Annotated in this window: 17 protein-coding genes; 7 read left to right on the top strand and 10 right to left on the bottom strand. The window is 64.1% G+C overall.

Annotated elements, in window-relative coordinates; genetic code table 11:
* Positions 1-41: 41 nt before the first annotated feature.
* Together JMY28_RS32690 and JMY28_RS32685 are read right to left on the bottom strand one after the other, a co-directional pair.
* Complete coding sequence (locus JMY28_RS32690) at positions 42-1,445, bottom strand: FAD-binding oxidoreductase (RefSeq protein WP_236597145.1); 1,404 nt, start codon at positions 1,443-1,445, stop codon at positions 42-44.
* Between the two features lie 36 nt (positions 1,446-1,481).
* Positions 1,482-2,612 (bottom strand): porin, encoded by a 1,131-nt coding sequence (locus tag JMY28_RS32685; protein ID WP_201700016.1) that lies wholly within the window; start codon positions 2,610-2,612, stop codon positions 1,482-1,484.
* A gap of 219 nt (positions 2,613-2,831) precedes the next feature.
* Here JMY28_RS32685 and JMY28_RS32680 point away from each other — a divergent pair, with 219 nt between their 5' ends.
* A complete protein-coding gene (locus tag JMY28_RS32680) occupies positions 2,832-3,425 on the top strand; it encodes a thioesterase family protein (RefSeq protein WP_201700015.1) in 594 nt (197 codons plus the stop codon).
* A gap of 59 nt (positions 3,426-3,484) precedes the next feature.
* Positions 3,485-4,975, top strand: coding sequence for an aldehyde dehydrogenase (locus JMY28_RS32675; RefSeq protein WP_201700014.1), 1,491 nt, complete (start codon positions 3,485-3,487; stop codon positions 4,973-4,975).
* A gap of 48 nt (positions 4,976-5,023) precedes the next feature.
* Here JMY28_RS32675 and JMY28_RS32670 read toward each other — a convergent pair whose 3' ends face one another.
* The 4 genes from JMY28_RS32670 to JMY28_RS32655 are packed head-to-tail and all read right to left on the bottom strand — an operon-like array spanning position 5,024 to position 9,907.
* Positions 5,024-6,304: an aromatic ring-hydroxylating oxygenase subunit alpha gene (locus tag JMY28_RS32670; protein WP_201700013.1), complete on the bottom strand. Its 1,281-nt coding sequence runs from the start codon at positions 6,302-6,304 to the stop codon at positions 5,024-5,026.
* Positions 6,305-6,317: 13 nt separating this feature from the next.
* Entirely contained in the window at positions 6,318-7,259 is a 942-nt protein-coding gene (locus JMY28_RS32665) for a LysR substrate-binding domain-containing protein (protein WP_201700012.1), read from the bottom strand.
* A 25-nt stretch (positions 7,260-7,284) separates the two neighbouring features.
* The gene (locus tag JMY28_RS32660; protein WP_407945565.1) at positions 7,285-8,403 is read right to left on the bottom strand and encodes a porin; all 1,119 of its coding nucleotides are present in this window, start codon (positions 8,401-8,403) and stop codon (positions 7,285-7,287) included.
* A 58-nt stretch (positions 8,404-8,461) separates the two neighbouring features.
* Entirely contained in the window at positions 8,462-9,907 is a 1,446-nt protein-coding gene (locus JMY28_RS32655) for a purine-cytosine permease family protein (protein ID WP_201700010.1), read from the bottom strand.
* A 397-nt stretch (positions 9,908-10,304) separates the two neighbouring features.
* Here JMY28_RS32655 and JMY28_RS32650 point away from each other — a divergent pair, with 397 nt between their 5' ends.
* From JMY28_RS32650 to JMY28_RS32635, 4 genes are all read left to right on the top strand, one after another.
* Positions 10,305-11,453 (top strand): aromatic ring-hydroxylating oxygenase subunit alpha, encoded by a 1,149-nt coding sequence (locus JMY28_RS32650; RefSeq protein WP_201700009.1) that lies wholly within the window; start codon positions 10,305-10,307, stop codon positions 11,451-11,453.
* Between the two features lie 12 nt (positions 11,454-11,465).
* Positions 11,466-12,938, top strand: a complete 1,473-nt coding sequence (locus JMY28_RS32645) for an NAD-dependent succinate-semialdehyde dehydrogenase (RefSeq protein WP_201700008.1) — start codon at positions 11,466-11,468, stop codon at positions 12,936-12,938.
* A 148-nt stretch (positions 12,939-13,086) separates the two neighbouring features.
* Positions 13,087-14,049, top strand: coding sequence for a PDR/VanB family oxidoreductase (locus tag JMY28_RS32640; RefSeq protein WP_201700007.1), 963 nt, complete (start codon positions 13,087-13,089; stop codon positions 14,047-14,049).
* 213 nt (positions 14,050-14,262) lie between these two features.
* Entirely contained in the window at positions 14,263-15,342 is a 1,080-nt protein-coding gene (locus JMY28_RS32635) for a helix-turn-helix domain-containing protein (RefSeq protein WP_201700006.1), read from the top strand.
* 38 nt (positions 15,343-15,380) lie between these two features.
* Here JMY28_RS32635 and JMY28_RS32630 read toward each other — a convergent pair whose 3' ends face one another.
* A complete protein-coding gene (locus JMY28_RS32630) occupies positions 15,381-16,460 on the bottom strand; it encodes a tartrate dehydrogenase (RefSeq protein WP_201700005.1) in 1,080 nt (359 codons plus the stop codon).
* A gap of 675 nt (positions 16,461-17,135) precedes the next feature.
* On the opposite strand from JMY28_RS32630, the gene JMY28_RS32625 reads away from it, so the two are divergent.
* Positions 17,136-17,897, top strand: coding sequence for an aldolase (locus JMY28_RS32625; RefSeq protein WP_201700004.1), 762 nt, complete (start codon positions 17,136-17,138; stop codon positions 17,895-17,897).
* A gap of 24 nt (positions 17,898-17,921) precedes the next feature.
* Here JMY28_RS32625 and JMY28_RS32620 read toward each other — a convergent pair whose 3' ends face one another.
* Genes JMY28_RS32620 through JMY28_RS32610 form a run of 3 tightly spaced genes read right to left on the bottom strand, consistent with a single transcriptional unit; the run spans position 17,922 to position 20,706 of the window.
* Positions 17,922-18,686, bottom strand: coding sequence for a crotonase/enoyl-CoA hydratase family protein (locus JMY28_RS32620; RefSeq protein ID WP_201700003.1), 765 nt, complete (start codon positions 18,684-18,686; stop codon positions 17,922-17,924).
* Between the two features lie 12 nt (positions 18,687-18,698).
* Positions 18,699-19,478 carry an SDR family NAD(P)-dependent oxidoreductase gene (locus tag JMY28_RS32615; protein WP_201700002.1) on the bottom strand — a complete coding sequence of 260 codons (780 nt, stop codon included), beginning with the start codon at positions 19,476-19,478 and terminating at the stop codon, positions 18,699-18,701.
* A 34-nt stretch (positions 19,479-19,512) separates the two neighbouring features.
* The gene (locus JMY28_RS32610) at positions 19,513-20,706 is read right to left on the bottom strand and encodes a thiolase family protein (protein ID WP_201700001.1); all 1,194 of its coding nucleotides are present in this window, start codon (positions 20,704-20,706) and stop codon (positions 19,513-19,515) included.
* Positions 20,707-20,750 lie beyond the last annotated feature (44 nt).

Genomic DNA, 20,750 nt, shown 5'->3' with positions numbered 1-20,750 from the left:
GCGTAGAGCGCGGCGCGCGAGCTGCCAGCATGAAAGCGGGCTTAGATCACTTTGCCGGGATTGAGAATGCCGCGCGGATCGAACGCCTGCTTGAGGCGGCGCATGGCGGAAATTTCCTCAGGACTGCGTGAGAAATGAAGCCATGCCCGTTTATAGAGGCCGATGCCATGCTCGGCGGAAATCGAGCCGCCTGCCTCCCCCACAAACTGGTAGACGAGCGCCTCGACATCCTCGGCGCTTTCGCCCAGCGCATAGTGCGCGGACACGCACAAATGCAGATTGCCGTCGCCCAGGTGGCCGAAGAAGAACACGTGGGCGCCCGGCCAGCGCGCGTCCAACGCGGCCTCGCACTGGGCGACGAACGCTTCCATGCGGCCGTGCGGCAAGCTGACGTCGAAATTGATGAGATCGGGCAACGCGTCGATCGCGAGCCCTTCGCGCAGCGTCCAGAACGCACGCGTGTCCGCTTCGCTCTGGGCCAGCGCGGCGTCGTCGATGAGGCCGCGTTCGAGCCAGTCCGCCAGCACGGTCTCGAAGCGCCCGGTGGTCTCCTCGGCGTCGCGGCCCGCGCATTCGATAATCACCCGCAGGCCAGGCGCGTGCTGAAACGGCACGCGCAGGTCGGGCGTCTGCGCCGCGACGTAAGCGCAAAAACGCGGCCACATCACCTCGAAGCTCGACAGTTCGGGCAACGCAGCGCGCGCGGCATGCAGCAACGCGAGGGTCTGACTGAAGTTCGACGTGAGGCAAAACGCCGTGGCGGGGCTGGACAGGCGCGGGTGCATCTTCAGCACGACGCGCGTGACCACGCCAAGCGTGCCTTCACTGCCGACGAACAACTGGCGCAGATCGTAGCCCGCGTTGTTCTTCAGCATCTTGTTGAGCGAGCTGAGCACGGTGCCATCCGCCAGCACGGCTTCGAGCCCGAGCACCTGCTCGCGCGTCGTGCCATAGCGGATCACGCGGTTGCCGCCCGCATTCGTTGCGACATTGCCGCCGATCTGGCATGAGCCGCGCGCGCCCAGGTCGATACCCAGCGTAAAGCCGGCTTCTTCCACTGCTTCCTGCACGGCCTGCAACGTCGTGCCGGCCCACACCGTGACCGTCGCCGCGTCACGGTCGATCTCCTCGATGCCGACAAGACGCTCGAGCGAAAGCACGACGTCGCTCGCACGGGGCGAGGCACCGCCTGCAAGGCCCGTCATACCGCCCTGCACGACGACGCTCACGTGTAGCGCATCGCACGTTGCGAGCGCGCGGCTCACTTCGTCAACGGTGCGCGGGCGCACGAGCGCAAGCGGCCGCTCGCCCGGCGCCTCGCCGTAGTTTGTGAAATAGCGCTCGCCGATGGCGGCGCCGCGGCTCACGCAATCCGCACCAAGCACATGCGCGAGGCGCTCTATTGCCGCCTCCGCATTCGGGTGGTCATTATCAGGCTGATTCATGATCCTCATGCGGTGGCGAACGGTGTCCGCATCCACTCAGAAGTTGTGACGAAGGCCCACGCGCGCCGCGGTTTGCGTGCGGCTCGACGACGGCGCGAAGCTATAGCCTATCACTGCATCTACGCCCTCCGAAGCACGCAGCCAGTCCACGGCCGCGTAGATGTCGGTGCGCTTGGAGAGCAGATAGTGCGTGCCGAGCGCGACTTCGTGCCAGTGATGGCCTTCGAAGGTCGTGTACTGATAGCCCGCCACGACCGAAAGCGGCGCGCTCACCTGATAGATGCCGCCCGCCTCGTATACACGCATCGTCGAAGACTGCCCGTAACCCTTGAACGTCGTGTTGGTGAAGTCGCCCATCACGGTGAGGTTGCCGAAGACATAGGACGCGCCGATGCCGAAGATCGACTGCGAGTCGACCTGAAACGGCTTGTCCGCATACAGGTCGGTCACGGCGCCGGTTTGCGGGTCGACGCTGGCAACCTGCTGGCCGAGCATCGTGCTCACGCCGATCTGCGCATACGGGTCGAGCCCGGCCAGCCCCTGCGGCTTGTTCAGTCGCGTGTAGTTGCCGCCCGCGGAGAAGTCGCCGATCGAGTAGGTCGAGCCCACGCTCCATGCGCTGCCGTCGTGGAAGTTGCCCGCGGTGTTGCTGAACGAATACATGCCGCCCACCACGAGCCCGTGGTAGCTATTGCTGACGAACTTGACCGAGTTCTGCAGGCGATCGCCGCTCTGCCGGTCGAAGTCGCCCTGGTGTACGCCGTAACCGCTCGCGAACGCGCTCACGTTGAACGCTTCGGTGAAGTCGAACGCGAAGTCGTACTGGTTGCCGAACGTGAGTGTGCCCCAGCTATTGCCCAACCCAACGTAAGCCTGACGTCCGAACAGCGCGCCACCCTGGTTGAGTTTCCCGGTGCCCAGGCGAAAACCGCTTTCGAGCTTGAAGACGGCCTTGTAGCCGCCGCCCAGATCTTCCGTGCCCATGAAGCCGAACCGGTTGCCATACGAGATGCCGTCGTCGAACAGCCAGGCGTGTGCACCACCCGTGTTGCTCACGTAGGTAATGCCCGCATCGATGATGCCGTACATCGTCACGCTGCTCTGCGCGAATGCGGGTCCACCCACCATTGCGCAGGCGATACCTGCTGCCACAAACTGTTTCTTCATTGTCGAGGTCTCCAGTCCTGTTGTCTCTTTTGTCTCTTTCGTCGATCAGCGAAACGTGGGCGAGTATAGAATTTGCTGAATGAATGTTCAACCCACCGAACGATAGCGTAAACAGCCAGCGGATTTACCCGTATTTTCCCGCACATATCTGCTGTTGAAAAATTGTTCAGTTAACAATACCATCGGGTCCGGACAGCCAGAAAACGGAGCGCCTCGCGCATGAACCACCACGACTCCTTGACTCCGCATCAATTGCGTTCGACCTATGAAGGCCAGAAGTCGCAGCCCTTCGACCTGAGCGCGACGGTCGCCACGCCGCTGGAGTTGCATCGCTGCACGGTTCAGGCGGCATGGGTGGACTACAACCAGCACATGAGCGAGTCGTGCTACCTCTATGTGTTCGGCGACAACTCGGACGCGTTCTTCCGCTACTTCGGCATCGACGACGACTACCGCATGCGCGGCTACTCCCTCTATACCGTCGAAACGCATATCCGCAACCGGCGCGAGGCCGCGCTCGGCGAGCCGCTACGACTCACGCTGCGCCTGCTCGACTTCGACCACAAACGGCTGCACGTCTTTCACGAGATGTTCCATGCGCAAAGCGGCGTGCTGCTGGCAAGCGCCGAGCAGATGCTCATGCACGTGGACATGCGCGCCGGGCGCGCGGCGCCCTTTCCCGCCGACATACAGCAGCGTCTTGCCGTCATCCACGCCGCGCATAGCGTTGCCGCGCGCCCCGCCGACGCGGGCCGTGTGATTGCGATTACGCGCCGCGAAGCGAAGGTCAACGCGGACGCCGCAGCGGAATAAGCGGCCATACATTGGCCATTTCCGCCGCACACCACACTCCATCCTGAGGAATACGAAACATGACGGAAGCAGCGCAGAACTGGGCCGCACAAGCGGCAACGCTTGCCATCGAGGGCCGTGCATGGATAGACGGTGCATACTGCGCCACGCACGACTCGCGTACGTACACGTGCGCCAGCCCGATCGACGGCCGCACGCTGGCCGATGTCGCCCATTGCCGCTCGGCAGATGTGGAGCGCGCTGTGCGCGCGGCGCGTAGCGCATTCGATCGGGGCATCTGGCGCAACCAGGCGCCGCGTGCGCGCAAGGCGGTGCTGCTGCGCTGGGCCGAACTCGTGCGCGAACACGCCGACGAACTTGCCCTGCTCGAAACGCTCGACACCGGCAAACCCATTGCGGACACCACGAGCGTGGACATCCCTTCGGCGGCGTACTGCATCGGCTGGTTTGCCGAAGCCATCGACAAGGTGGGTGGCGAAGTCGCGCCAGTCAGCAGCGAGTTTCTGGGTCTCGTGACGCGCGAACCCGTGGGCGTAGTGGGCGCCGTGGTGCCGTGGAATTTCCCGGCGATGATCGCCATGTGGAAGTGCGCGCCTGCGCTTGCATGCGGCAACAGCGTGGTGCTCAAGCCTTCGGAGAAGTCGCCGCTCACGGCCTTGAAGCTCGCCGCACTGGCCGGGCAAGCCGGACTGCCCGCAGGTGTGCTCAATGTGGTGCCGGGCTTCGGGGACGCAGGCGAAGCCCTCGCGCGCCATGGCGACGTGGATTGCCTCGCGTTCACGGGTTCGACCGCTGTTGGACGCAAGATCGCGCACTATGCGGCCGACTCGAACCTCAAGCGCGTGTGGCTAGAACTTGGCGGCAAGTCGCCGCAGATCGTTCTGCCCGATTGCCCCGACCTGGAGCGCGCGGCCCGCAGCGTCGCGCATGCCGTGTTCTACAACACCGGGCAGATGTGCACGGCCGGCTCGCGCCTGCTCGTGCATCGCGACATCAAGGCATCGTTCCTGGAACGCGTGCTCGCGATCGCGGCGGAATATGCGCCCGGCGACCCCCTCTCGCCGGACACCCGCATGGGCAGCCTGATCGACGCGGCCCAGGTCGACCGCGTGCTCGGCTATGTGGAGCAAGGCCGAGCAACGGCGCGACTGCTGCGCGGCGGACAGCGCGTGCGCAGCGACACCGGTGGCCAGTATGTCGAACCGACGGTATTCGACTGCGCAGACACGGGCAGCCCCATCGTACGGGAAGAAATCTTCGGGCCGGTGCTCGCGGTGACGGCGTTCGATACGCTCGACGACGCCGTCGCGCTCGCCAACGACACGCCCTATGGACTCGCGGCGTCAGTCTGGAGCGCGAATCTCACGACCGCGCACGAAACCGCTCGGCGGCTGCGCGCGGGCACGGTGTGGGTGAATGGCTACGAGGAGACCGACGACATGAACTTCCCGTTCGGCGGCTTCAAGGAGTCCGGCAACGGACGCGATAATTCATTGCATGCGCTGGAGAAGTACACCGAACTCAAGTCCACCATCGTGCGCTTGCGTTAAGGTGGTGAGTCGCGGGCCGCCGCTGGCGTGCCCGCATCGGCGCGTAGATCAGGCGCACTCACTCGCGGCGGCGGTCATCGGCTGTGCTATCGGCCGAATCGTGCGAAGCGGTGAACTCGCGCGATCGACATAAGCCGCCAGCTTTTGCGCATACCAGTCGGTGAAATTGTTCAGCATGAACTCGGAAGGCGCGTAGGGTCCCGGCCGATACCCAATCGAATTGACACCCCGCTGATTGTTCGCCACGAGCGCGGCGTCCTGGTCATTCGTGGCGCGCCAGACTTCCGTGAGCGTCTGAACGTCGTAGTCCACACCTTCCACCGCGTCTTCGTGCACGAGCCAGGTGGTCTTGAGTTCCGTTTGCGTGGCAGAGAGCGGCAACACGCGAAAGTGGATGACGTGGTCCGAGAGAAAGTGATTCCAGTTGTTCGGCACCCTGAACATTCGCACGGAACCGATATCCGGCTCGACGAAATCGCCCAGCAGCTTCTTGCACGCAGGCCTTCCATCGGAGGTGAACGACACCGCACCACGATGGAACGGCAAGCGAATGCAGCGGAACTCCGTACCCCCATCCGCAGGCTGATGCGGCAGATTCAGGCTGTCCCACAGCGCCGTTTTCTCGCGCATCAACGCCTGGAAATCGCGATTCGCGCGCGGATCGTCGGGCAGCGCGAATTCGATCAGTGTCGCGAGCAATTCGGGATGGTTGCCCACGCAGTGATAGCACTCGCGGTTATTTTCGATCACGAGCTTCCAGTTCGCGTCCTCGACGATCGTCATCGAGCAGGCGACCTTTGTGCGCTCCGGATGATGAGGCGCGATATATGGCGTGACCGTGGCCTTGAAGCGGGCGATATCGGGTGGCTCGCTGGCGATGCAGATATAGACCATGCCGCAGATCGTTTCGACGTGAACTGGCTGCAAACCGTGCTCACTGCGATCAAAATCCGCAGGCATCTGGCGCGCGCTCAGCAACGAGCCGTCCAGTGCGTAGACCCACTGATGGTAGGGGCACACGAGCCGTTTTGCACGCCCCGCGGCCTCGGTGCAAACAAGCGAGCCGCGATGACGGCAGGTATTGAAGAACGCGGAGACTCCACCGTCTTCACCGCGCAATACCACGACAGATGTCTTGCCGATCGAGAGCGTGATGTAGTCTCCCGGCTGCGCAATCTCCGCGACGTTGCAGGCAAAGAGCCATTCGTTCGAGAACACGGCTTCGACGTCGAGCTCATGCAACGCCGGGTCCGTATAGAACGCGCCTTCGAGGCTATAGCCTTTACGACGGCGGTCCAGTAACTCGCGAACGCGTGCCATTCCTGTCATCGAACTCCTCCTTTCATTCAGTGTATTCGGCCAGTTCCACGCCCTCACCAATGCGCATCTGTGCAAATGCCTCGGCGAGACACTCCACGCACACTTTCACGCGCGCCGATTGCGCGAGCCGCTCCGGAAAGACGGCCCACACGTTGGCCGGCTGCGTGACTTCGGGCAGCACACGTTGCAGGCGTCCGGCGTCGAGCAAAGGCTGCACGTCCCAGACCGAACGCAGCACGATGCCCCGCCCCGCGAGCGCCCATTGCACCGCCGCCTCGCCGTGATTGGTCGAGAGCGGACCGGTGACCTTCACGGACACGGTCTCGCCGCCGGCGTCGAGCCGCCAGACGCCGAACGGATGGTCGCGCTCCTTGATCGCGAGGCAAGCGTGCGCCTCGAGATCGGCAATGCTTTTGGGCATGCCGTGACGCGCGAGATAAGCGGGCGCGGCGCACAACACGCGATGATTCGCCGCGAGCTGTCTGGCAATCAGATGCCCCGCAATGTCGTCGCCGATCCGCACGTCGAGATCGAAACCCTCGGCCGCGACATCCACCACGCGGTCGAACAGGTCGAGCCGCACGTTGAGCCGTGGATAGCGGTCGGACAATGCCGCGAGCGCCGGTGCAACGAACTGGCGGCCGAAGCCGAAGCTGCTGGAAACGCGCAACGTGCCGCGCGGAATGCTGCGCGTACTGGAGACGTCTTCGACGAGGTGATCCACGTCGTCGAGGATTTTTTCGGCCCATGCGAGCACGCGCTCACCCGCCGCCGTGATGGCAACGCGGCGCGTCGAGCGGTGCAGCAGCCGGGTACCGAGGCTCGCTTCGAGCACGCCCACGCGCTTGCTCACGTAGGCAGCCGAGGCGCAAAGCGCTTCGGCTGCCGCGCTGAAGCTCGCCTTGCGCGCGACCGTGCAGAAAACGCGCAAGTCGTCGAGTTCCGGGGAAACAGGCAGATTCATGGCGTGGCGCGCGAGCGATGCGTCATCAGAAGCTATGGCGCATGCCGATGCGAACATCCGCCTGCGTCGTGGTCGAAGACGGCGTGAAGCTGTAGCCGATCACCGCGTCCACCCCTTGCGACGCCGAGAGCCAGTCGCCCGAGATATAGACGTCCGTGCGCTTCGACAGCAGGTAGTGCATGCCCGCCGAAAGCTGATTCCAGTGATGGCCGTCGAAGTGCGTGTACTGGTAGCCACCGATGAGGCTCATCGCGGGCGTGACCTGCCAGTTCGCGCCGCCTTCGGCGACCTGCATGTGCTCGCTCTCGCCAAACGCCTTGATTTGCGTATACGTGAAGGCGCCCATCAGCGTGACGTTGCCGATCGCGTAGCTCGCGCCCACACCGAAGGCGCCTTGCTTGTCCACCGGGAACGGCGTATCCGCATAGAGCGACGTGACCGCACCGGTGGCGGGATCGACGCTCACAGTCGGCCTGCCGAAGAACGAACGCACGCCAATCATGTTGTACGGGTCGAAGCCATAAATACCCGACGGATTATTAAGCTGGGTATAGGCCGTGCCGATCGAAAACGGGCCATGCTGGTACTGCGCGCCCACGCTCCACGCGCTGCCCGTGTGGAAATCGCCCGGCGTATTGCTGAACGAGTACATGCCGCCGAACTGGAAGCCGGCGTACGTGTTCGACATGAACTTCACCGCGTTCGGCAAATGATCGCCGTTCATGCGATCGAAGTCGCCCTGGTTGATCGCGTAGCCGCTTGCCCATGCCGACACGTTGTACAGGTAGACCATCTCCCGCGTCATGTCGAACTGATTGCCGAACGTGAGCGTACCCCAATCGCTTTGGAGACCTACGTAAGCGGCGCGGCCAAAGAGCGAGCCGCCGTTAGAGATCTGCCCGTTAGCCAGGTGAAAACCGCTTTCCAGCTTGAAGACGGCCTTCATCCCGCCGCCGAGGTCTTCGGTGCCCATCAGGCCCCAGCGGTTGGCGTACGTCACGCCGTCGTCGAATTTCACCACGTGCGAGCCGCCCGTGTTGGAAACATACGTGATGCCCGCATCGATCACGCCGTAGAGCGTCACGCTGCTTTGCGCGCGCGCGGCCATGGGGAGTGCGGCGAGCGTAAGCACAGCCGCATACATCGCGGCGAGCCGCGCTTGATTCATCGAGTTCATGTTGCTGTTCGTTCTGAAGGCGGGATCAGTTCAGGCCGCGGTCGGCTTCGCGCACGAGTCGGCGTTCCTTTTCGATGTCGAGCGAGCGGCACGCCCACAGGTAGACCAGCGCGGCAACCGGCAGCCCCACCAGCATGGCGATATCGGTGCCTCCCAACGCCCTGGCGACCGGGCCGGTGTAGATGTCCGTCTTGAAGAACGGAATCATGGCGACGAAGCCCGCCGCGTATGCGGTGAGGCCGCGCCAGTTCCAGCGACCGTAGATGCCGCGCGGGTTGAAGATCTCACGCACCGAGTAGTGCGAGTGGCGCACGATGAAGAAGTCCACGAGGTTGATCGCAGTCCACGGCGTGAACAGATAGCCGAGAATGCCGAGGAAGTCGCCGAACTTGCCCATGAAGTTGTCCGACGCCGAGAACGCGAGCGACGTCGCGATCAGCGCCACCACGACGAGGCTCACCACGCGCTTCGTGGCGTTCGATTTGAGCGGCTTGAACGAGTCCGTGATGCTGAGCAGCGTGAGCGAGGCGCCGTAGAAGTTCAGCCCGGTGATGGCCAGCAAGCCCAGCAGCGAGAGCAGCAGTGTGACCGTGCCGAAGCCCGGAAAAATCATGTCGCCGGCGCGCTGAACCGCGTCCGAGATCTCGATCTGCGCGTTGAGCGCCGCGGCCGCCGTGCCCACCAGCATCATCCACACGCCGCCAATGAACGCGCCAAGGAAGGTCCACCAGAACGTGGAGCGCACGCCAGTATTGGGCGGCAAATACCGCGAGTAGTCCGAAACGTAGATGGACCACGAAAGCTGATACGCCGCCGCCGAGAAGAGCTGCACGAGGAACGGCGTGGTCTTGAAGCCCGCGAGGCTCAACTGGCCAGCGGGAAACTGCACCTTCACGCACATGCCGATGCTGAACACGGTGAGCGCGACGAGCAGCGCGAGCGCGAGCCAGCGTTGCGCCTTGTGAATCAGGTCATAGCCGAACACGGCGAGCGCGACCGAGATCACCGTGAACACGATGTAGCTCATATGCGGCTCGGTGCCGAGCAGATGATGCGCGGTCTGCCCCGCCATGAGCTGGTTGAACGAGTTGTAGCCAATATAGGTGACGAGCGCGACCACCCACACGAGCAGCGCGCCCATGTAGCCGAACTGCGGGCGCGACTGGATCATCTGCGGCAGGCCGAGCTGCGGCCCCTGGCTCGAATGGAACGCCATGAAGAAGGTGCCCAGCACGTTGCCGAGCACGATGGCGATCGCGCTCCACAGCAGGTTGCCGCCCATGCTGATGCCGATCGCGCCAGCGGCGATGGTCGCGAGATTGGCGTCGCCCGTGAACCACACGGGCCACAGGTGCCACGCCTTGCCTTTGCGCTCAGCGAGCGGCACGTAGTCGATCGAGCGTGACTCGATCCGCGATTTGGCGCGCGCTGGCTCATTGGCCAACGCTTCGGCGATTGCCTCTTGGGACATGTCTCCTCCAGTTGTGGGGTGGCGAAAGCGGCCCCGCACGACGCGGTTGCGCTTTGCTCGCCCGCCCCGAAACCAGGAGTTCCAGTTTCCGGACACGGCGAGTTATCCTACGGTTAACACAAAACTCTCAGTTAACAATAGTACGCAGCTTGGAGGGTTTCGTCGCACTATCGCATCCTCCTATTGACGCCTAGCGAAAGTTCCGGCTGGCATGCCGTCGATCAATTTTCATGGGCTTCAGAGACGAAGAATACGCGTAACGCATTGCCATGGCACGCTTTTGTGCACCACATAAAGGGATAACCCTGATCCACTGCCGCGCAGCTTTCTCGTATATTTCGTTAACCGATAGTTTTATCGTAACTGATGGTTAACTTTCTCCCGTGCGGCGGACCCCATGACCTACCTCCCGATCGAATTCCACAAGAAAGCTGAATCTCCCAAGCTCCCGGCCGACTTCTGCGCCAACCCGGATCTCGCCTGGACCATCCCGGCGAGCTTCTACACATCCGAAGCTGTTTACAAGGCGGAAGAGAAGAAGATCTTCGAAGACGCGTGGATCTGCGTCGCGCACCGCAGCGAACTGGCCGAGGCGAACGCCTACGTGACCCGCGAGGTGGTCGGGGAAAGCATTCTGCTCGTGCGCGGCAAGGACAAGGTGCTGCGCGCGTTCTACAACGTGTGCCCGCACCGTGGCCACCAGCTGCTCGAAGGCAGCGGCAAGGCAAAGAACGTCATCACCTGCCCGTACCACGCATGGGCGTTCAAGCTCGACGGCGCGCTCGCGCACGCCAACAACTGCGATCACGTCGAGTCGTTCGACAAGGAAAATTCGACGCTCGTGCCGGTGCGCGTGGAGGAATACGCGGGCTTCGTGTTCATCAATCTGAACCCGCACGCCGACCCGGTCGAGGCGCAACTGCCCGGCCTCGAAGCGAGCCTGCGCCGTGCATGCCCCGTGATCGACGACCTCAAGCTGGCCGCCCGCTTCGTGAGCGAGACGCCCGCCAACTGGAAGTCGATCGTCGATAACTACCTGGAGTGCTACCACTGCGGCCCGGCGCACCCCGGCTTCTCGGACTCGGTGAAGATCGACCAGTACACGCACACGCTGCACGGCAACTGGACGGTGCAGTTCGGTCACGCGCAGTCGTCGGAGCGCTCGTTCAAGCTCGACCCTTCGGTGAAAGACCCGAGCTTCAGCGGCTACTGGGCCTGGCCGTGCACGATGTTCAACGTGCCGCCGGGCAGCGACTTCATGACGGTGATCTACGAATTCCCGGTGAGCGCCGAAGTCACGCTGCAGCACTACGACATCTACTTCCTGAACGACGAGCCGACCGAAGAGCAGCAAAAGCTGATCGAGTGGTATCGCACGGTGTTCCGTCCGGAAGACCTGCGTCTCGTGGAAAGCGTGCAGAAGGGCCTGAAGTCGCGCGGCTATCGCGGCCAGGGCCGGATCATGGTCGACAAAGAGCGCAGTGGCATCAGCGAGCACGGCATTGCGCACTTCCACAATCTGCTCGCGCAGCAGTACCAGGACTGACGAGAGGCTAGCTTGAACAAATTGCAAAACCCCAGCCTGTTGCGCGAGCAGGCTTATATCGACGGCCAGTGGCGCAACGCCGACGACAGCGCCACGCTCGACGTGTACAACCCCGCCACGGGCGAACGGCTCGCGAGCGTGCCGAACATGGGTGCGGGCGAAACGCGTGCGGCCATCGAAGCGGCGCACCGCGCCTTCCCGGCCTGGCGCGCCACGACCGCGAAAGAGCGCGCGCGCCTGCTGCGCAACTGGTTCGAGCTCATCATGGCGAACCAGGACGCGCTCGCTGAAATCATGACGCGCGAGCAAGGCAAGCCGCTCGCGGAAGCGCGCGGCGAAATCGGCTACGCCGCCTCGTTCATTGAATGGTTCGGCGAGCAGGCCAAGCGTATCGACGGCGACGTGATCCCGAGCCCGAACCCGGACCAGCGCCTCGTCGTGACGAAAGAGCCGGTGGGCGTGTGCGCCGCCATCACGCCGTGGAATTTCCCGGCCGCGATGATCACCCGCAAGGCCGCGCCCGCGCTCGCCGCAGGCTGCACCATCGTCATCAAGCCCGCCAACGAGACGCCGCTCTCCGCGTTCGCGCTCGCCGCGCTCGCTGAACAGGCCGGCATCCCGGCGGGCGTGATCAACGTCGTCACGGGCAAGTCGCGCGAGATCGGCCTCGAGATGACGTCGAGCCCGCTCGTCAAGAAGCTCACGTTCACGGGTTCGACGGAAGTCGGCCGCCTGCTGATGCGCCAGTGCTCGGACACCGTCAAGAAGGTTTCGCTGGAGCTGGGCGGCAATGCGCCGTTCATCGTGTTCGAGGACGCGGATCTCGACGCCGCCATCGAAGGCGCCCTGCTCTCGAAGTACCGCAACGCGGGCCAAACCTGCGTTTGCGCGAACCGCTTCTATGTGCACGACTCCGTGTACGACGAATTCTGCCGGCGCTTCGCGGCGCGCGTGGCCGCCTTCAAGGTGGACGACGGTTTTGCCGAGGGCGTGCATATCGGCCCGCTCATCACCGTAGCGGCACGCGACAAGGTCGATGGCCTTGTGCGCGATGCCGTGGCGCAAGGCGCGCGCGTGGTCACGGGCGGTGCGCCGCACGCGCGCGGCGGCAACTTCTACGCGCCCACCGTGCTCGCGGACGCGAAGCCCGGCATGGCCGTGCTCTCCGAAGAGATCTTCGGACCGGTCGCGCCGATCGTGCGCTTTTCGAGCGACGCCGAAGTCGTGCAGCTCGCGAACGACTCCATCTATGGGCTCGCCGCGTACTTCTACAGCCGCGACATCGGCCGCATCTGGCGTGTGGCGGAGCAACTCGAGTACGGCATCGTCGGCATCAACACGGGACTCATCTCCAACGAAGTCGCGCCGTTCGGCGGCGTGAAGCAGTCGGGCATCGGCCGCGAGGGCTCGAAGTATGGCATCGAAGACTATCTGTCGATCAAGTACCTCTGCATGGCCGGCGTGAATAGTCAGCCCGCGCGCTGAGCGTCGCGCGGATGCGGTTCGCGTCGCATCCGCGCTTTTTCCCGAATCAAGAATCCATTGCCTGTGAGCCGGACACCGGGCAAAAACCAGGCAAACCCGAAGCAACCCCGCGCTGCGCACCAGGCGGCTTGCGGTAAAGGAAGGCAACATGAACGCCCGCGAATCGATCACTGTCGACGTCGTCGCCGTCGAGCAACTCACTCCGCTCATCAAGCGCTTCACGCTCGCCCTGCCCGATGGCGCGCCGCTGCCGTCGTTCAGCGGCGGCGCCCACGTACTCGTTTCGATGCAGGACGGCGAGCAATGGCACCACAACGCGTACTCGCTCCTGAGCTCGCCGCACGACACGCGCCAGTATCGGATTGCCGTACGCCGTGAAGAAGCCTCGCGCGGCGGCTCGGCGTTCATGCACGACAAGGTGGCGGTGGGCACGCGCCTCGCCATCGGCACGCCCGCCAATCTGTTCGAGCTGGCGCGCGACGCGAAGCGGCACGTGTTCATCGCGGGCGGCATCGGCATCACGCCGTTTCTCGCGCAACTTGCCGAGCATCAGCCCGAAGATCTCGAACTCGAACTGCACTACGCGTACCGCAGCCCCGAGCACGGCGCATTCGTCGACGAACTGAACGCCGGTCCGCACGCGCAGCGCACGCAGTGCTATGTGGACAGCGAAGGCCAGCGGCTCGACCTGCTCAAGCTCTTCAAAAACCTGCCCGCCGACGCGCATGTGTACGTATGCGGTCCCCAGGGCCTGAACGATGCCGTCTACGCGAACGCCGCGCTGCTCGGCTGGCCGAAGGCGCAACTGCACTCGGAGCAGTTCGCCGCCACGGACGTTGCGGGCAACGGCTTCACCGTGGTGCTCGCGAAGTCGGGCATCGAACTCGAAGTCGGCGAGGATGAAACCATTCTCAAGGCCATCGAGCGCGCGGGCGTGACCGTGGAGTCGCTGTGCCGCGAAGGTGTGTGCGGCACCTGCGAAGTGCCGATTCTCGAAGGCGAGGCCGACCATCGCGACCAGTATCTCGACGACGATGAGAAGGCCGCGCAGAAGACCATTCTGCTGTGTGTGTCGCGCTCGCTCACGCCGCGTCTTGTGATCGATCTGTAACCGGCTTTGGCCGATCCGTTAAACTAGCAGGAGATACGCGGGCAGACGAAGCGTGCGGGCCTCGCGCCTCACCCATCAGCGGCGGCATGTGCCCGGCCCGATCGGCGGCCTTAGGGTGTATGCCGCCCTTTTCGCTTGGCCTGCCCAGATCGGCTTGATCTGTTCGATCCGCTCGATCCGCTTAACCGCGCGATACGTCATAGAGGGAATTGGATGTCCGAGGATACGTTCGCGTTCCGTCTGAAAGTGCTGCTCGAGCACAAGAAGCTGAGCCTGCAGCAAGTGGCCGACGCCGTCGGCATTTCACGACCCGCCGTGCACAAATGGACCCGCGGCGGCGAGATCGACTATTCGAATCTGCGCCGCCTGGCGGCCTTCCTCGACGTGAACTGGGTCTGGCTGCGCTACGGCGACGAAGCCGTGAAAGACCTCGGCATCATGGGCAATACCGAGTTGCCCATGACCGACCTGCGCCGCCGCTACACCGCCGAGATCATGTCGAACGAGGCGCGCATGAAGCAGGCGCAGGAACTGGCCGGCATCGTGACGTGGGAATGGAATCTCGTGGCCGACGAACTGATCTATTCGAGCAACTGCGAAAAGCTCTATGGCCGCGAAATTCACAGCAACGACGAGTTCTGGGAAATCCTCCACCCCGAAGACTCGATCTGGCTGAACGCTGAAGCGATGAAAGAACTCGTGGCAAGCAAGGCGCCGCGCGTGTGGGACTTTCGCATCATCTTGCCCGACGGGCGCATTCGCTGGATCGAGTCACGCGTGGCCACGCTGCTCGACGACGCGGGGCGCCCGGTGCGCGTGGTAGGCACGACCATCGACATCAGCACGCGCAAGGAAGCCGAGTCGGCGCTGGAGCAGCACCTGCAACTGGTCAACGACGCGGCGCGCATCGCGGGTTTCGGCGTGTGGCGCTGGGAGCGCAATCAGGACGCGTTGATCGTTTCGGACGAATGGTGCCGGCTCTTTGGCGTCGATCCCGCCGCCGTGCCTCGGCATTTCGTGGAGCTCTCCGGGCATATTCATCCGGAAGACCGCGCCGCGCGGGAAACCGCCATCAACGACGCACTCGCCCATCGCTCGGACTATCGCGTGCTCTATCGCGCTACGCTGCCCGACGATACCTGGCGTCTGGTGGTGGAACTGGGGCAGGCGCGCGTCTCGCCGCATGGTGACGACGTGTGGATTACGGCGCTGTGCCGAGCTGCGCAGCCTGCCGACATGGCGGCGAGCACGCAGCCCGCCGCCGAAGACGGAGCGGCCGCGGCGCAACGTTGATTGCGCGCTGCGCCGCTGTTTGAACCGCTGTTTGAAGGTTAAAGCGCAGCGGCTACCGCTTCGCCCACTGTGGAGGTGTTCGCCGTGCCACCCATGTCGGGCGTGCGCGGGCCTTCCACCAGCACCTTCTCGATGGCCTGCATGATCGCGTCGTGCGCGGCCTTGTATTGCGCGTCGCCGTTGCCGAGGAAGTCGAGCATCATCGCGCCCGACCAGATCATCGCGATGGGGTTGGCGATCTGCTTGCCGAAGATGTCGGGTGCGGAACCGTGCACCGGCTCGAACAGCGACGGGAACGTGCGCTCGGGGTTCAGGTTCGCCGACGCCGCCAGACCGATCGTACCCGTGCAGGCGGGGCCGAGGTCAGAAAGAATATCGCCGAAGAGGTTCGATGCGACGACCACGTCGAAGCGATCGGGCTGCAGCACGAAGCGCGCGCACAGAATATCGATGTGCTGCTTGTCCCACTTCACTTCCGGGTACGTCTGCGCCATGGCCGCCACGCGCTCGTCCCAATACGGCATGCTGATCGAAATGCCGTTCGATTTCGTCGCGGCCGTGAGCTTTTTGCGACCTCGATTGTTAGCCAGTTCGAACGCGTACTTGAGAATGCGGTCCACGCCCTGACGCGTGAACACCGACTCCTGCAGCACAAATTCGCGCTCGGTGCCTTCGAACATCTTGCCGCCCACCGAGCTGTACTCGCCCTCGGTGTTTTCGCGCACCACGTAAAAGTCGATGTCGCCAGGCTTGCGGTTGGCGAGCGGACACGGCACGCCGGGCAACAAACGCACCGGGCGCAGGTTCACGTACTGGTCGAATTCGCGGCGGAACTTCAGCAGCGAGCCCCATAGCGAAATGTGATCGGGCACCTTGTCCGGCCAACCCACCGCGCCGAAATAGATCGCGTCGAACCCCTTGAGCGTGGCGAACCAGTCGTCGGGCATCATCTTGCCGTGCTCGAGGTAGTAGTCGCAGCTTGCCCAGTCGAAATGCGTGAATTCGATCGACAGCCCGAAGCGCTTCGCCGCCGCCTGAACCACGCGCACGCCCTCGGGCATCACTTCCAGGCCGATACCGTCGCCGGGAATCGCTGCGATTCTGAATGTCTTGCTCATTGCCTTGTTCTCCATTTGCACGGCGCGCGCCCTGATTGACCCGCGCCCAATGAGTACAAGGATGCCTCAAACCACCGCGAAAATTAGCCCCGCGCGCGTGGACAAATTGAACACGAATCGTGAATAAAGCCATGCTCCGCGTGACGATACCGCTGCCCTGTGGGTTGAAGCGTTTCACCTCATCGTGCCAGTAGTGCTGCTGCTGCCAGCCGAAGCGTGGGTACTGAAGGACCTATCTACTCCAACCTGCTCTGCCTCGATTCTGGTCGGATCAGGCAGCGAGACTCGGCTCAATCCGTGACAGCCAGTGCGAACGAAAGAATAGTCGAACTAACAGAACAACTGCAGTCGATTAAAAAACTGATTGATGAGTTACAGCCTCCACCCACTCCAATCCGAAACACATAGCTATGGACACAACGGTGGTTCCGCACGACGCCTTGAAGAGTAGACTATGGGCGCGGCCACGGGAGCCGTAGACCAGTCACCACGCTGGTTTGCGCCATATTCACGATCTATCAACTCGCGGTTGAATCGACAACGTGAAGCGGTTCAAGACGCTGGTGACCATGAGCCGCGTGAAGCGGGGCGCGAAGTGCCACTCGCGCCGGCCGGCGAATGAAGAACGCGCATTTCGACGCAACGCGGTCATTTCGACAACAGGAGCCACGACACATGAGCAACACGGCGCATCATGCGGGAGCCATTGAAGGTGACGAGTTGTTCCACCATCCGGAAATCGCAACGCTGCGGGCAGACCTCGCGCTCGCGCTGCGTGCCGCCGCGCATTTCGGGCTGGGTGAAGGCGTCTGCAATCACTTCAGCGTCGCGCTTCCCGGCGAAGACGGCCTCTTTCTCCTGAACCCGCGCGGCCTGCTGTGGAGCGAAGTGATGGCCGACGACATCGTCATTGTCGACGCACAGGGGCGCGTGGTGGCAGGCCGCCATACCGTGGAGCCGACGGCGATGTTCATTCACGCCGCCATCCATGCAATCGCAAAGAAGGCCTGTGTGCTGCATACCCACATGCCGTACGCCACTGCGCTCACCCTCACGCAGGACTGCGGGCTCGATACGACCTTGTCGCAGACCGCCATGCGCTACCACGGCCGCGTCGCGCTGGATCGCGAATACAACGGTCTCGCGCTCGGCCCCGAGGAAGGCGAGCGCATTGCGCATGCGCTCGACGGCAAGGATATCGGCTTCCTCGGCAACCACGGCGTGGTGGTGTGCGGCGAGCGCATCGACTACGCGTTCGACGACCTCTATTACCTGGAGCGCGCATGCGCCGCGCAGGTGCTCGCGGGCGCTACCGGGCGCGCATTGCGGCCCGTGGCGGCCGATCTCGCGCAGCGCGTGGCGGACCAGATTCAGGGTGAGCGATTGCAGTCGGAGCTGTTCTTCGCGGCGCTGCGAAGAACGCTCACACACGCTTGACGAAGGTTCGACGAAGCGGCAGTCCTACTTCCCCTGCCAAACCGCCTTGCGCTTTTCCGCAAACGCCGCTGCGCCCTCCCGCGCGTCGGCGGAAGCGAACACCGGGTCCGTGATCTCGCGTTGCCGCGTGAACATCTCCGCACTGGACCAGTCTCGCGACTCGCGCATCACGCGCTTGCTCGCGGCCACCGCAAGCGGCCCGTTCGCCACGATCTTCTGCGCGAGTTCGATCGCGCCCGCCAGCGCTTCGCCCGGCGCGGTCAGGCGGTTGACGAGGCCGAACTCGAACGCCCGTTGCGCGCCGAACATGTCGCCCGTCAGCACGAGCTCCATGGCGATGCGCTCCGGCAACTGCTGTTGCAGACGCAACAATCCGCCCGCCGCCGCGCACAGCCCGCGCTTGACTTCGGGCAGCCCGAACTGCGCGTTGTTCGCCGCCACGACGAGGTCGCTCGCCAGCACGACTTCGAAACCGCCCGCGAGCGCGTAGCCTTCCACCGCCGCAATAAGCGGCTTGCGCGGCGGCGCTTGCGTGAGCCCGGCAAAGCCACGGCCCGGCAGGCTCGGCCGCTCGCCCTTCAGAAAGCCCTTCAGGTCCATGCCCGCGCAAAACGTGCCGCCCGCCCCCGTGATGATGGCGAGTCGCAGGTCGTCGCGCCGTTCTAGTTCGTCCAGCGCGGCGGCAATCGCTTCGGACACCGCCTTCGTGCAAGCATTGCGCGCCTCAGGACGGTTGATCGTGAGGATCTGGATACCGTCGCGATACTCGATCAGCAATTCGTCGCTCATGGTCGGCCTCACTCAGCGCGGCTGCATGCGAATCGCGCCGTCAAGGCGAATGGTCTCGCCGTTGAGCATCGGATTCTCGAGGATATGCAGCGCGAGCGCGGCGAATTCGTCAGCAACGCCCAGACGCGGCGGAAACGGCACCATGCGGCCGAGCGATTCGCGAATCTCCTCGGGTAGGCGCGCGAGCAGCGGCGTGTCGAAGAGTCCAGGCGCGATCGTGCAAACACGTATGCCCTTGCTCGCCAGATCGCGCGCGGCCACGAGCGTCATGCCCACCACGCCCGCCTTGGACGACGCATAGGGCACCTGCCCGATCTGCCCTTCGTACGCCGCAACCGATGCTGTGAGCACGCAAGCGCCGCGCTCGCCGCCCGCGTCGGGTGCGTTGCGCGCCATTGCCGCCGCCGCGAGACGCAGTGCGTTGAAGGTGCCGAAGAGATTCACGCGCACCACGCTTTCATAGGCTTCGAGCGAGCCCGGCGAGCCGTCCTTCTCGATCAGACGCACCGCGCCGCCGCGGCCCGCGCAATGCACGAGCGAGCGCAGCGTGCCGCGCTGCGTCGCCGCCTCGAATACGGCGGTCATATCGTCGGCACTCGTCACGTCGGCGGCCACGAAACACGCGTTCGCACCAAGTTCATCGGCCACGGCCGCGCCGCGCGAACTGGCGAGGTCGGCGATCACGACCTGCGCGCCTTTTGCCAGCAAGCGTTTCGCGCTCGCGAGACCCAGACCCGATGCGCCGCCCGTCACCACCGCCACCGTGCCGGCGAATTTGTTCTGCTCGTCCATGTGTCGTTTCTCCTTCGTTGTTCGTGGTTACGCTTCAGAGGCGTTCGATGAGCGTCGCGTTGGCCATCCCGCCCGCTTCGCACATCGTTTGCAGGCCGTAGCGGCCGCCGCTCACCTCAAGCGCGTTGAGCATCGTCGTCATGAGGCGCGCACCCGAGGCGCCGAGCGGATGCCCCAGCGCGATCGCGCCTCCCGCCGGGTTCAGGCGCGCCGCGTCCGCGCCCAGCGACTTCTGCCAGGCGAGCGGCACCGCGGCGAATGCCTCGTTCACTTCGAAGTGCGAAATATCGTCGATAGTGAGGCCGCGTTTCTTCAGCAGACGCTGCGTGGCGGGAATCGGCGCGGTCAACATCATGAGCGGATCGTCGCCGCAGACGTCGAACGCCACGATGCGTGCGCGCGGCTTCAACCCCAACTGCGCCGCCTTCTGCTCGCTCATGATGAGCAGTGCGGAGGCGCCGTCCGAGATTTGCGAGGCGTTGCCCGCCGTCACGTTCCAGCGGATGCCCGGAAAGCGCTCCGCCAGTTCGGCGCTTTCGAACGAAGGCGCAAGGCCGGCGAGCCGCTCGACCGTGGTGCCGGCGCGGATCGTTTCGTCGAGGTTCACGCGGCGCACGCCCTCGGGTCCCGGAACCTCGATGGGCACGATCTCACGCGCGAACTGGCCGGCGGCGCGCGCGGCGTCCGCGCGACAGTGCGACTGCGCCGAGTAGGCGTCGAGCGCCTCGCGCGTGAGCGCCCACTTCTGCGCGACGAGATCGGCGCTCACGCCCTGGCCGACCATGCCTTCGGGATAGCGCGCGTGGTACAGCGCGCCATACGGATCGCGGCCGATGCGCGACGACCCCATCGGCACGCGGCTCATCGACTCGACGCCACCGGCCACGACGATCTCGTTGACGCCCGCCATGATCGCCTGCGCCGCGAAATGGATGGCTTGCTGGCTCGAGCCGCACTTGCGCTCGATGGTGGTGGAAGGCACGTGCTGCGGAAAGCCCGCCGCGAGCCACGCGAGGCGGCCGGGCGTCGAGGCCTGCTCCCCCACCTGACTCACGCAGCCGATCATCACGTCGTCCACGCTGCCGGGGTCGACATCGTTGCGCGCGATCAGTTGCTTGAGAACCTGCGAAAGCAGATCCACAGGATGCAGGTCGACGAAAGCGCCGCCCGCCTTGGTCCGGCCCATCGGGCTGCGTACTGCGTCGACGATTACCGCGCTATGAGTCATGGTTCTCTCAATGGTTGGAAGTGTCATGAAAAATGAATCAGCCG

The organism is Paraburkholderia hiiakae (assembly GCF_904848665.1).
Taxonomy (GTDB): domain Bacteria; phylum Pseudomonadota; class Gammaproteobacteria; order Burkholderiales; family Burkholderiaceae; genus Paraburkholderia; species Paraburkholderia hiiakae.
The sequence above is the reverse complement of the archived record's forward strand: the minus strand, read 5'-3'. Positions and strand labels throughout refer to the sequence as shown.